The 12,829-nt window shown below is 46.1% G+C and carries 13 protein-coding genes; 9 read left to right on the top strand and 4 right to left on the bottom strand.

What is annotated here, in order from left to right; translation table 11 throughout:
* Nucleotides 1-54 precede the first annotated feature (54 nt).
* The gene (spoIIR, locus tag H8704_RS05630) at nucleotides 55-855 is read right to left on the bottom strand and encodes a stage II sporulation protein R (protein ID WP_249297634.1); all 801 of its coding nucleotides are present in this window, start codon (nucleotides 853-855) and stop codon (nucleotides 55-57) included.
* Between the two features lie 279 nt (nucleotides 856-1,134).
* On the opposite strand from spoIIR, the gene H8704_RS05635 reads away from it, so the two are divergent.
* The 9 genes from H8704_RS05635 to H8704_RS05675 all read left to right on the top strand — a co-directional run bounded on the left by H8704_RS05635 (nucleotide 1,135) and on the right by H8704_RS05675 (nucleotide 11,033).
* Nucleotides 1,135-3,579, top strand: a complete 2,445-nt coding sequence (locus H8704_RS05635; RefSeq protein WP_249297635.1) for a transglycosylase domain-containing protein — start codon at nucleotides 1,135-1,137, stop codon at nucleotides 3,577-3,579.
* Between the two features lie 5 nt (nucleotides 3,580-3,584).
* Complete coding sequence (locus H8704_RS05640; protein ID WP_249297636.1) at nucleotides 3,585-4,439, top strand: YdcF family protein; 855 nt, start codon at nucleotides 3,585-3,587, stop codon at nucleotides 4,437-4,439.
* 41 nt (nucleotides 4,440-4,480) lie between these two features.
* On the top strand, nucleotides 4,481-5,170 hold the full coding sequence (locus H8704_RS05645; RefSeq protein WP_249297637.1) for an AzlC family ABC transporter permease: 690 nt from the start codon (nucleotides 4,481-4,483) through the stop codon (nucleotides 5,168-5,170).
* A gap of 18 nt (nucleotides 5,171-5,188) precedes the next feature.
* Complete coding sequence (locus H8704_RS05650) at nucleotides 5,189-5,506, top strand: AzlD domain-containing protein (protein ID WP_022464721.1); 318 nt, start codon at nucleotides 5,189-5,191, stop codon at nucleotides 5,504-5,506.
* Nucleotides 5,507-5,527: 21 nt separating this feature from the next.
* Nucleotides 5,528-6,487: a glycosyltransferase family 2 protein gene (locus tag H8704_RS05655; protein WP_249297638.1), complete on the top strand. Its 960-nt coding sequence runs from the start codon at nucleotides 5,528-5,530 to the stop codon at nucleotides 6,485-6,487.
* Nucleotides 6,488-6,637: 150 nt separating this feature from the next.
* The gene (locus H8704_RS05660; RefSeq protein WP_182458391.1) at nucleotides 6,638-7,216 is read left to right on the top strand and encodes a DUF4358 domain-containing protein; all 579 of its coding nucleotides are present in this window, start codon (nucleotides 6,638-6,640) and stop codon (nucleotides 7,214-7,216) included.
* Nucleotides 7,217-7,246: 30 nt separating this feature from the next.
* Nucleotides 7,247-8,383 carry a DHHW family protein gene (locus H8704_RS05665; protein WP_249297639.1) on the top strand — a complete coding sequence of 379 codons (1,137 nt, stop codon included), beginning with the start codon at nucleotides 7,247-7,249 and terminating at the stop codon, nucleotides 8,381-8,383.
* Between the two features lie 16 nt (nucleotides 8,384-8,399).
* A complete protein-coding gene (locus H8704_RS05670; RefSeq protein ID WP_249297640.1) occupies nucleotides 8,400-9,845 on the top strand; it encodes an MBOAT family O-acyltransferase in 1,446 nt (481 codons plus the stop codon).
* A gap of 27 nt (nucleotides 9,846-9,872) precedes the next feature.
* Nucleotides 9,873-11,033: a DHHW family protein gene (locus H8704_RS05675; protein ID WP_249297641.1), complete on the top strand. Its 1,161-nt coding sequence runs from the start codon at nucleotides 9,873-9,875 to the stop codon at nucleotides 11,031-11,033.
* A gap of 58 nt (nucleotides 11,034-11,091) precedes the next feature.
* On the opposite strand, the gene H8704_RS05680 is transcribed toward H8704_RS05675, so the two are convergent.
* The 3 genes from H8704_RS05680 to H8704_RS05690 are packed head-to-tail and all read right to left on the bottom strand — an operon-like array spanning nucleotide 11,092 to nucleotide 12,669.
* Entirely contained in the window at nucleotides 11,092-12,042 is a 951-nt protein-coding gene (locus H8704_RS05680) for an AEC family transporter (protein ID WP_118679046.1), read from the bottom strand.
* 44 nt (nucleotides 12,043-12,086) lie between these two features.
* Nucleotides 12,087-12,416 (bottom strand): rhodanese-like domain-containing protein, encoded by a 330-nt coding sequence (locus H8704_RS05685; RefSeq protein WP_249297642.1) that lies wholly within the window; start codon nucleotides 12,414-12,416, stop codon nucleotides 12,087-12,089.
* A 55-nt stretch (nucleotides 12,417-12,471) separates the two neighbouring features.
* Nucleotides 12,472-12,669 carry a hypothetical protein gene (locus H8704_RS05690; RefSeq protein ID WP_249297643.1) on the bottom strand — a complete coding sequence of 66 codons (198 nt, stop codon included), beginning with the start codon at nucleotides 12,667-12,669 and terminating at the stop codon, nucleotides 12,472-12,474.
* Nucleotides 12,670-12,829 lie beyond the last annotated feature (160 nt).

Here is a 12,829-nt window from a genome sequence, read left to right on the forward strand (position 1 = left end):
AATCCTCATTTCCCATGGTATTCCGGGCAGACCGGATACCGGCCGCCCTCCCTGCTATTGTACGGGATGATCACAGGAATGTCCAGTCTGTCTGTTTAGCTTGTCTGTGATCCAGTCACAGGCGGCGGAATGAATCTCCAGAGACTCATATTCCTCTTTGGAAAGAGAGCTTTGCAGCTTTTCCTTGGAGTCTGCCGGAACGACAGCGCGGGTCTCGTCCACAAAGCAAAGACTTGGAAAAAGGACACACCACCAGTTATGGCCGGAGGCGGCACCGATACGGACGCACAGGGCTTCGTAATTGCCGGCCGGAAAACGCAGATCACCATAATCCTTTACAGGAAAATACTGATTCCCCAGAGTGACCTTGACCGGATAGGAATATCCTTCCATGGCAACGGTTTTCTGCGCTTTCTGCCGGACAGAAGGAATCCGGGCGAGGATCTGGTTTCTGGCATCCTGTACGGAACCGGTGTCCGTCAGACTGCTTTGGAGTTCCTCGATAATGGCATTGCGCACCTTGAGCTTCAAAGCCTGGTCCTGTGCGGTATCGCTGTTGGCAATGACATGGAGACGAATGACCTGCGAAGCAATATTTTTCTGGATCTTTTCCGGAGATTCCTGATGATAGATCAGGGAAGTGTCAGAGCCGGCAGTTGATGTAACAGTGGAAATGCTTTGGGACAGAGACGTCTCACAGTGAAGAATCCGCAATCCCAGCAAAAGCAGAGTAAAAGCCATAGCATAAAGAAAGATCAAAATCAGTATTTTGGGAGATAATATAGTTGGGAGCTGTTCCAAAAGCACCCAGCGCACTTTTTTGTTATTTTTGGTGTTATTTGATATACGATACATATTTATAAATCCTTTCCGTTTTAGTGGATGTCCGCGAAACATTTTGTTGATTGATATGAAGATTTTTGCCCGATTGCCGAAAAATATACAGCGGGAATCAAAATGAGGAGAAATATTATGGCGAACATGCCGCTATTTGGTGTGGAAAGTTTGAAGTATTTAATTTTTTAGGAAATAAATATGACAAGAATCTTATGAATTTATGAAAACGACAGTATAATGATGCAATTTTGAATGAAATATGCTATGATAACCACATTAGAAAGGCGTGATAAAAGTATGAATTATTCAGAAAGAGGCAGAGCGTCAGGAAGCTCTGCAAGAAGAAGCACCTCTTCCTATGGTACATCCTCCGGAAAGAGTGCATCGAATCCGTCTGCCAGAAGACCGGTTCCGGCAGCGCAGACAGGCAAAGGACGCAAGGCAAAACGCAAAAAGAAGCATCCAAAGCTTCGTTTGTTCTTTAAGATATTATTTTTGCTGATCCTGCTGGCAATACTGGCAGTCGTGGGATTGTTTTATTTTAAATATGGCAATACCCTGTTGAAATGGCAGTCAGAGGCAAAAAAGATGGTGCAGGCTTCCACGGAGGATACTTTTAAGTCCTCTGAGGCAAGCTTTATTTATGATTCCAAGGGCAAGGTTCTGGCAAAGCTCAAGGGAGATCATGATTCCTATTATCTTACCTTTGACAAGATCCCGCAGTATGTAAAGGATGCGTTTGTGGTTACAGAGGATCGCGACTTTTACAAGCATGCCGGATATGATCCGAAGGCACTGGTCAGTGCAGGGGTGACCCTGTTCCTTAACAAACTGAGGGGAGAGGATGCGACCAGAGGTGCCAGTACTATTACACAGCAGCTTGCCCGTAATATCTTTACGGACTATCTGCCGTATACGGATAAGTCTTATTCCCGTAAGGTCAAGGAGATTTTCGTGGCCACAGAGATGGAAAAGAAATATTCTAAAGATCAGATTCTGGAGTTCTATATCAATAATGTCTTTTTTGCCAATGGATATTATGGTATTGAGGCAGCGAGCCGGGGATATTTCAGTAAGTCGGCATCTGACCTGAATCTGGCAGAGGTGGCATTTGTATGTTCCATTCCAAACCGCCCTCAGAGCTACGATCCGCTGGAACATTTTGACAATACAGTCAAGCGTAAAAACCGTATTCTTGACCAGATGCTGTCCCAGAAGCTGATCACAGCGGCAGAGTACAGTGATGCCTATTATTCCGATATTGTGATGAAACCGGCGAAGGAGATCAAGAATCAGAACTATCTCACCACCTATGCGGTGAGCTGCGCCACGAAGGCATTGATGCAGAAGCAGGGCTTTGAGTTCCGGTACGAGTTTTCATCGGATGCAGACAGAGCAAACTATGATGCAGAGTATAAGGATTCTTATGAGGAGTGCTACAAGCTGCTGCATTCGGCCGGATACAATATTTATACGTCGTTAAACAAAAAGATACAGGCAAAGCTTCAGAAGGCAGTCAATGAGCAGCTTGCAGGCTTTACCGAGAAGACAAAGGGTGTCTATGCAATGCAGGGAGCGGCCACATGTATCAATAACAAAAACGGAAAAGTCGTTGCCATTGTGGGTGGACGAAAGCAGAAATCTACCACGGGCTATACGATCAACCGCGGTTTCCAGAGTTATCGCCAGCCGGGAAGCTGTTTTAAGCCAATCGCAGTATATACGCCGGCACTGGAGCACGGCTACACCGCCAACAGCATTGTGGATGATACGTATTTTAAGGATGGACCGAGAAATGCAGATGGCCGTTATCTTGGCAAGATTCCACTGCGCACAGCGGTAGAGAAGTCCAAAAACGTTGTTGCCTGGAGGATTTTCCAGGAGCTGACTCCGGCTGTGGGCTTAAGCTACGTCAAGAAAATGAATTTCTCCAAGATTGTGGACAGCGATTATGTACCTGCCGCATCTCTGGGCGGTCTGACAAACGGTGCCAGTACCGTGGAGATGGCATCGGCGTATGCAACGATTGCAAATAACGGTAAATTCCGCAATCCGACATGTATCACAAAGATTACGGATTATGACGGCAATGTGATCGTCAATATGAATAAGCTCACAAGACAGAAGCAGGTCTATAAGCCGGAGGCGGCAGAGGCCATGACGGATATCCTGAAAGGGGTACTTGTTCGCGGTACGGCAGCCGGCAAGCAGCTGAGCAATATGGCATGTGCCGGAAAGACAGGAACCACCAGTGATAAGAAGGATGGCTGGTTCTGTGGATATACACCGTATTATTCTACGGCTGTATGGGTAGGTTATGACAATCCGAGAGCCGTAAGTAATCTTTATGGAAGCACTTATCCGCTGTATATCTGGCATGAGTTTATGGAGGATCTCCACAGCGGTCTGGAATATGCGGACTTTGTATACGATACCGGAAGCTCTGACAGCAGTGATCAGACGTATACCACGACCATAGAGGATCCGAAGGCAACGAAAAAGCCGGAGGAGACCATTGATCCGAGTGCGACTAAGACAGAGACAGAAGATACAGATCCTGTGGTCACAGAGAAACCTCAGGGCGATGAAGTGAATGATCCGTCAAATCCGGATGATACACAGGGCGATAACAATAATAACGACAATACCCAGGCTACGACAAAGCCACAGAAGCCTGCCCAGGATGACACGAATCTTGATGATGTAGGGCAGGAGACTACGGTGGAGGATGTCGTGGAATAATAAAAATGTGCAGATGGATATCCATGCGCCTTCCGGCGGATGGCCGGAGAGATCTGTCAACAGGCAGCGGCCGGGGCAGAGAATGGAGCATAGCTATGAAAAGGAAACGGTACGGCATGGCAGCAGTATTTATTTTAGGGGTGTTATGTATAGGATATTTCATTCTATATATTACAGCTGTAGATATGACGAACAAATTCACATGGTTCTGGCTGCTGATGGGAGCAGGACTTCTTGGAGCCGATGGGCTGTTGGCTGTGCTGCATCATCATGGATATGAGGTGCCGGGAAAGTTGCAGCTATGTATATTGTCAGTATGTGGTATTGGACTTCTTGGATTCCTCGTCATAGAGGGGATTATTGTAGGTTACGGCAGGAGCAAACCGGATCCGGGAGCGGACTATGCGGTGGTGCTGGGAGCCAGAGTTATTGGAAAGAAACCGTCATATAATCTGGAAAAGAGACTGGAAAAGGCGTATAATTATCTGCAGGAAAGTCCGGACACGAAGGCTGTATTGTCAGGAGGCAAGGGACCGGGGGAGGATATCAGCGAGGCACAGGCAATGTATGAATATCTCACGGGGCGAGGCATTTCCGGGGATCGTCTGATCCTGGAGGACCGGTCGGTAAATACAGATCAGAATCTGGGATACAGCATTGCCAAAATGACTGGTTCCAAAGAGAAGGTTGTGATTATCAGTAACCGGTTCCATTTGTACCGGGCACTGGGCATTGCACGTAAGAAAGGTCTGAGCCATGTGCAGGGACTGGGTTCTGAAGTCAAATGGTATACCGCACCGAATATGTATGTGCGGGAAGCATTTGCGGTGATGAAGTATACAATATGTGGCCGGATATAATGCAATAACAGGAGTTCTGCAAAGGGGCAGGAAGGAATACAATGGATGATTTTAAACGGGGGATGCATGACGGCATCCCCATTGCTATGGGATATGTACCGGTAAGCTTTACATTTGGGCTGATGGCGGTCTCGGCAGGGATGACATGGTGGCAGGCACTTTTGATCTCTGTGACCAATCTTACGTCAGCCGGACAGTTTGCCGGACTGGATATTATGGTGGCAGGCGGAGCATATATGGAAATGGCATTGACGCAGTTTATTATTAATCTGCGTTATGCGTTGATGTCATTGTCTCTGTCCCAGAAGCTGGATAGCTCCATGACACTGCCTCACCGTTTTGCCACAAGCTTTGGTATTACAGATGAGATTTTTGGCGTGGCATCCAGCCGCAGCGGAGAGGTCAGCAAGTATTATCTGTACGGTCTGATCAGTATTCCGTTTATTGGCTGGCAGGCAGGGACGCTGTTTGGTGCACTGCTGGGAGGTGTGCTGCCGGCAATGGTAAGCGATGCACTGGGCATTGCGATCTATGGTATGTTTCTTGCCATTATTATCCCGCAGGCAAGGGCGGACAGTGCCTGTCTGAAGGTGATACTGGCAGCAGTGGCAATGAGCTGTTGTTTCCGCTGGATTCCGTTTTTGAAGAACATATCCTCCGGATTTGTAATTATTATTTGTGCGGTAGCGGCTTCTGCAATGGGGGCGTGGCTGTATCCCGTTGACGAATAAAGAAAGGCAGGTTTACATATGGACACAATGCAATTTTTTATATACCTGCTGATCTGTGCAGGAGTGACATATCTGATCCGGATGATTCCCTTTGTGTTGTGCAGGGGCAGGCTGGAAAATCAATTTGTCCGTTCTTTTTTATTCTATGTGCCTTATGCGGTGTTGGGAGCCATGACATTTCCGGCTATTTTTACATCTACCGGATCTGTTGTTTCCGGGACAGCAGGAACGATTGTGGCACTGATTCTTTCGTATCGGCGGAAAGGGCTTTTACAGGTGGCTGTGGGGGCATGTGCCGCAGCATTTCTGATGGAACTGGTCCAGATGCTTTTATAGACAAGAAAAGTGAGGGAGAAGATGACTACATTCAGTTTATGTATGATCGTAAAAAATGAAGAAAATGTATTGGCACGCTGTCTGGATTCTCTGGCTGATCTGATGGATGAGATCATTATTGTGGATACCGGTTCGACGGACAAAACCAAAGAGATTGCGGCAAGGTATACAGATAGGATTTATGATTTCACATGGATCGATGATTTTGCGGCAGCAAGGAATTTTGCGGCATCGAAAGCGACGATGGAGTATATTTACACGGCAGATGCGGATGAGTTTGTGGATCCGGAAAATCACCGGCAGATCAGACAGTTGAAGGAGGTTCTTCTGCCGGAGGTGGAGATCGTGCAGATGTATTACTGCAATGATCTGGGAGACTACAATACCACAGGTAATTTTGAAAGAGAGCTCCGGCCAAAGCTTTACCGCAGACAACGCTCCTTTACCTGGATCGATCCCATTCATGAAACGCTGCGTCTGGACCCGGTGGTTTTTGACAGTGAGATCGAGATCATTCACCGGCCGGAAGAAAGTCACGGATCCAGAGATCTGTCGGCATTGAAACGGCTCCATGAGAAGGGGATTGTCCTGTCGTCAAAGCTTCATCATATGTATGCCATGGAGCTTTTTATTGCGGGAGAGGATGCGGATTTTCTGGCAGCAGAGGAGAGCTTTCTGGAATCGGTAGAGCAGCCGTCCCGCAGTACGGATGAGATTCTGGAAGCGATTTGTGTATTGACGCATATTTACCGGCTCAAGGGCGATATCCATCATTTCATGACATATGCTCTCAAGGGAACCGCAATGGGAGGCTGTGCGGAGCTGTGCTGTGAGCTGGGAGCCTATTATGAGGCATGTGGAGAGGATCAGGAGGCGGCAATGTGGTATTATAATGCGGCGAATGAGACAGAAAGCGTATTAAATATTGCCTGTCACACAACGATCCCGCAGAAGGCATTAGAGCGGCTGACCACCCGCTAGAAAACAGAAATCTGCGCATTTTGACAATACAGAACAACATAATTGCGCAAAAACGTGAAAATGTATTGACTTATAGGAAATGACGAATATATAATCATATTGGTGCTTTGTTTGTAAGCGCAAAAGAGAAACATTGAAATGAGGGTTACCATGATTATAAATAAAGAGAAGAAACAGCTATATATACTGCTGGCGTGCGGTGTGCTGGCACTGGCTGTTTCCATCTGGGCATTTCGTATGGAGAAAAGCACCGGCATGATGGTGTCGGCAGAGATAGAGGACCGCAGCTTACCTTCGGGACAGGATGATAAGGACAAGGCAAAGCAGGCGGACGGTACACTGGATACCGGGGCATTTGCAGGTACCGTGATCAAAAAGGTTGACTTTGATACAAAGCTGGAGAAGATGGAAGATTCCGTTGCACAGAGTATGATAACGACGGCATCAGAGAATACCAGGACCGAGCTGTATATGGGAGAAGGAACAAGTGCGGATGAGCTTCTGATCGTCACAGTGGAGGACGAGGATCAGATGGATCAGGAGATTGAAAATGTACAGAAGCATCTGACAGATATGCGGCAGTCTTTTCAGGATTACCTGCCGAAGGAGGCCAAAAAGATTGACGATGCGGTGATTCTTCAGAGTGGAAAGTACATTGTAGCATGTGTGTCCGGAGACAAGGACACGGCAGGCAGCGTGATCAGAGAGCAGTTAAAAGGGAAAAAATAAGATACCAATGTGTTGCGGCGGAGGAACGAGATGAAAAAAAGGTTTGCACTTTTTATGATAACGGTGGGGTGTGTTGTCAGCTTATCAGCATGTGGTCAGAATAATTCCACAGACAAAAGCAGTTCGTCAGATGCGGTGAGAGAAATCTCCATTGACGGAAACAAAAAATCTGCGGGAGCAGAGACATCCGAGGGCAAAAAGAAAGAGGAAACGGCAACGCAGACACCGGAGGCGAAAACCAAAAAATCTTATGCCAAAATTACCTCAACTGCCAAAGTAGAGAGCTTTGGAGGTACGGTAAAGGTGGGGGACAGTGCATATGAGCTGTACAATTATGTGGACAGCTCTGCCAAAAACTATGCCTCTGTGGTCAATCATGTTGCAGCCGGTCTGAAGGGCAAGGCAGATGTTTATGATATCGTGGTGCCCACCAGTGTAGGCATTACATTTCCGGACAATAAGACCTCAAAGGTTAATTCTACGAATCAGAAGAAATCCATTCATTCCATATACAAAAAAATGAATCGTCAGGTAAAGACGGTGTCTCTGTATGATACGCTGATGAGTCACCGGAAGGAATATATTTATTTCCGGACGGATCATCACTGGACCAGTAAAGGGGCGTATTATGCGTACCGCCAGTTCTGTGAGGCGAAGGGAATACAGGGGCATGAGCTTTCTGATTATCATCAGGAGGGTTTTGGCAGCTTTTTGGGTTCCTTTTATCTGGATACTGATCATAACAAGTCTCTGCGCAGAGATAACGTAAAGGCGTATTTTCCGGTAGATCATAAAAAGATGACTATGACATATCACGATCAGAATGGTGGTAAGTATAAGTCTTCTGTGATCGCCAATGGCAAAAAGTACAGCCTTCAGTTAAAATATTGTGCTTTTCTGGCAGGAGATAATCCGTATACCGTGATCCATAACAAAAAGATCAAGGATGGTTCCGGCTGCGTTGTTGTAAAAGAATCCTATGGTAATGCTTTTGTGCCGTATCTGGCCGATCATTATGAGAAGATTTATGTGATTGATTACCGTTATTGGAAGGGAAGTATTTCCAGTCTGGCAAAGCAGCAGAAAGTGCAGGATGTTATTTTTATCAATAATATTTCCATGACACGGAATGCATATCTGATTGGAAAGATTTCACAGATCAAGTAGATATAAGGGGTAAAAAATGGTTTTTAGCAGTATGGTATTTCTTTGCGGATTTTTGCCGGCTGTGCTGATCGGTTATGCGATCTGTCCGGCAAAATACCGCAATTTCTTTTTGTTTGTCGCAAGTCTGTTTTTTTATGCCTGGGGGGAACCGCGGTATATTGTTATTATGCTGTTTTCCACAGTATTTGATTTTTGTAACGGTCTGCTGATGGAGTACCTGGACCGCAAAGGGAGACCACAATACCGGAAATGGGTACTTGTTCTTTCTGTTGTGATAAATATTGGCATTTTATGTTTTTTCAAATATACAGATTTTGTACTGCAGAGTATATCGCAGCTCACAGGAAATCCGGCACATCTTTTGAAGCTGGCACTTCCCATCGGTATTTCTTTTTACACATTTCAGACGTTATCCTACACTATTGACGTATACCGCCGCGAGGTAGAGGTACAGCATAATATTATTGACTTTGGCATGTATGTGTGCCTTTTTCCGCAGCTTATTGCGGGGCCTATTGTGCGCTACAGTGATATCCAGGACCAGATCAAAGGGCGCAAGGGAAACTGGGAGGAGCGTTTCTACGGAGTGCAGCGATTTATTCTGGGACTTGCCAAAAAGGTGCTTCTGGCGAATCAGATCGGTGCATTATGGAATCAGATTTCCGTGCTGCAGCCTGGAGATATGAGTATGGCATCGGCATGGCTGGGAGCAATCGCCTATACTTTTCAGATATACTTTGACTTTTCCGGATATTCCGATATGGCGATCGGACTGGGATACCTGTTTGGATTCCGTTTCCCGGAGAACTTCAATTATCCTTATATTTCCCAAAGCATTACGGAGTTCTGGAGACGCTGGCATATTACCCTGAGCACATGGTTTCGGGAGTATCTTTATATTCCCCTGGGAGGCAACCGGAAAGGGATGATCCGTCAGATCTTTAATCTGCTGGTAGTCTGGTTCCTTACAGGTTTGTGGCATGGTGCCGGCTGGAATTTCATTTTGTGGGGACTTTACTTTTTTGTTCTGCTGCTGGTGGAAAAGCTGTTTTTGCTGCGGGAGATGGAGAGATGGCCGGAGATATTCCGCCATCTGTATGCCCTGTTTTTTATTGTCGTTGGCTGGGCGGTTTTTGCATGTGATGATATGAACCGGTTACTCACCTATCTGGGAACCATGTTTGGCGTGGATACCGTGGCAGGAAATAAAATATCACTCTATTACTGGAGTACTTATGGATTGTTTTTGATAATTTTGCTGTTGGGAAGTCTGAAGCTGCCGAAGAAAGCAGCAGACAGACTGTATGACCGGCTGCAGCAAAAACTTCTGGCAGTATCGCCGGTATGGGGAGACAGCATTGCATTTGTTATCCGGCTTGTGTGGCTGGCAATGCTTCTGTTGGTCAGTGTGGCATTACTGGTCAGCGGCAGTTATAATCCGTTTTTATATTTCCGTTTTTAAGCAATCGTTTATGGACAGGAGAAAGCAATGGCAAAGAAAGAATTCATATCCGTCGTACTTTTTACGGCAGTGCTGGCGGCCGGCGGAGTTGCGGCGGCACAGGGACAGAAAGAATATTCTGACAATGAAAACCGCTATCTGACGCAGTTTCCCTCGGTCAATGTGGAGGATGTCATGGCAGGCGAGACACAGGAGGAGCTTACCAATGCATTTAATGATCAGTTTCCGGGGAGAGACGGATGGACCGGGCTTTCCACCAGAGTCAAAAAGTGGATCGGAATGAAGGATATCGGTGGCGTTTATCTGGGAAAAGATCATTATTATTTTGAAAAGATTATGAATCAGGATATTTCCCGGACAGATTATTTTCAGAATCTGCGGTTTGTAAACCGTCTGGCATCATTGAGTCCGGGAGCACAGACTACCGTGATGCTGGTGCCGCCGCCGGGCAGGATTTTGAAGGATAAGCTGCCGGTGCATGCTTCTCTGTATGATGCCGATGCGATGTACAAAACAGCCGGGGAAACGCTGCAGGGGGCAAAGCTGTTAGATATCCGCCCGGAGCTGCAGCAGGCGAGAAAAGCAGACAAGGGCACAAAGGACAACGGAAAGCAGGAGAAGGAAACGCAGGTTTATTATCGCACGGATCACCATTGGACCCAGTATGGGGCGTATGTGGGATACCGGGCATACTGTGAGAGCGTAGAAACAAAAGCAGCCTCCTATGCTTCCTTTGGCATTCAAAATATCAGCGATGATTTTTATGGAACATTATATTCCAAGGCACTGGACCGGGATGCCGTGCCGGATACCATAGAGATTCCGGAAAAGCTGCCGGAGGCAGAGATTACCTGTGATGGTCAGACAAGGGATGATGTGTATGATATGACCAAAAAGGATCAAAAAGACAAATATGCGGTTTACTTTGGCGGAAATTACGGAGAAGTAGATATCAAAGTAAAAAATCCGGACAATGACCGGACGCTTCTGATCGTTAAAGATTCCTTTGCCAACAGCATGGTGCCGTTTTTGATGAAAGATTACGCACAGATCCGGATGATCGATCTGCGTTATTTTAAGAAATCCGTTAAGAAATATTTGGAAGAAAATCCTGCGGACGAAGTGCTGGTGCTTTATGAGATGAGCAGCTTTGCCCAGGCAGATCAGTTAAACAAGTTAATGAAATGATGCTCTGGCATAAGAAATATTACGGGCGTGCCGGGATGTTTGGTATGGTAAGTTTTTGTCAATGAATATAGCTCATCATACGCAGTACAAAGATCCAGAAGGTCAGAGTAACAGAGGATAACAGGGTGGTGGCGACAACGATACTGGAGGCCAGAATGTCGTCACCATCCATATTTTTTGCCATAATGTAGGCGGCGGGTGTACACGGAGAAGCCAGCATAATAAGAAGGGCGATCAGCTCCTGATCCCGGAATCCCAGCCATACGGCGATAGGCAGGAAGATCCCGGCCCAGCCTAAAAGCTTCATAAAGGAAGCCACAAAGGTAGGCTTCAATTTGGCAAGTGCCTTGCGGCCCTCAAAGCCTGCACCAATGGAAAGCAGTGCCAGAGGCGATGTCATAACTGCCAGATTGTTGATGGATTTCGTGACCATGCCCGGCAGGGTAAGATTCACATAGGATGCCACAAGTCCGGCAAAAATACCAATGATGATCGGATTTTTTAAAATATTGATAAAGGCTCTGCGGATATTGTCAGAGGAATCCGTACTGTCATGACCACTCTCAAAGGTCAGCACGATCACGGCAAAGATATTATAAAGAGGAACGGAACCGATGATCATCAGCGGAGCCATTCCGGAAGTCCCATAAATATTCTGAATAAAAGCAACACCGAGAATAGCGGCACTGCTGCGGTAGGAACCCTGTACGAAAGCACCTACGGAGTGCTTATCCTTCAGAAACAGCTTTGCCAGAACCCATATGGATACAATCGAAAAAAGCGTTGCTACAAAACAAAATCCCACATATTTAAAATTAAAATGATGCCGGATGTCTGTATCAGCTAGATCCAGAAACACCAGACATGGCAGGCAGACCTTGAAAACAAAGCGGTTTGCCACAGAGGCAAAGTGGTCATCAATGATGCCGATCCGCTTAAAAATATTTCCAAGGATCATCATAGCAAATACAGGTACGGTTGCATTTATACTAAAAATAAAACTATCCATTGTATTTTCCTCCGCCCCAATTTTAGCAGAAGAAAGTCTGATTTTCAAGAAACGGTCTGACCGTGCCAGCGGTGGAAGCCGCCGTTCAGACTCATGACCGGGTATCCCCGGACGGCCAGATCTCTTGCGGTGATCAGGCTGATGTGTCCGGAATCACAGTACAGGACAATATGCGCAGGGAGTGTACCGTGATCTGTCTCGAAACCGGCAAGAAGACCGGAAAACTCATCAACAATGTGTTCCCAGTCCTGCCAGATGGCACCGGGGATATGATTTTTGCCGTAATCCTCCCGGCTGCGGAGATCCACCAGAAGAAGTCCGGGCATTTCCAGATAGTGGGATAATGTTTTTTCTGATATAACCTGATAATTCATGGGACCGCCCCCTGATTCCGTGTTTATGTAATGGGGCCAAAGCCCCGGATGATATTTAGTAGCAGTCTGACTCGTCAGAAGCGTTGTGGCAGTTCTTCGTAGAATTCTTGCTGCTGTTCTTTGCTTTGTTAGAAGCATTGGAAGAATTGCTTGTGTTCTTTGAAGTGTTGCTTGCATTTTTTGAAGAATTGTAGCTGTTGTCGAAATTTGTTGAATTTGATGAATTTGATGAATTTGATGAATTTTTTGCCATAATATTACCTCTTTTCTGAGTGATAATGAATCTGTCGGAATATTCTCTCCGACAGTATTGTGATTGTTGCAACAAATAGTATGGCAAATTTTATAAAAATTATGCAAAAATTCTAAAAAGATTGAAAAAAATGCTTATATACTATATTATGTTATTATCT

The sequence above is a fragment of the Jutongia huaianensis genome, assembly GCF_014384985.1.
Lineage (GTDB): Bacteria > Bacillota > Clostridia > Lachnospirales > Lachnospiraceae > Jutongia > Jutongia huaianensis.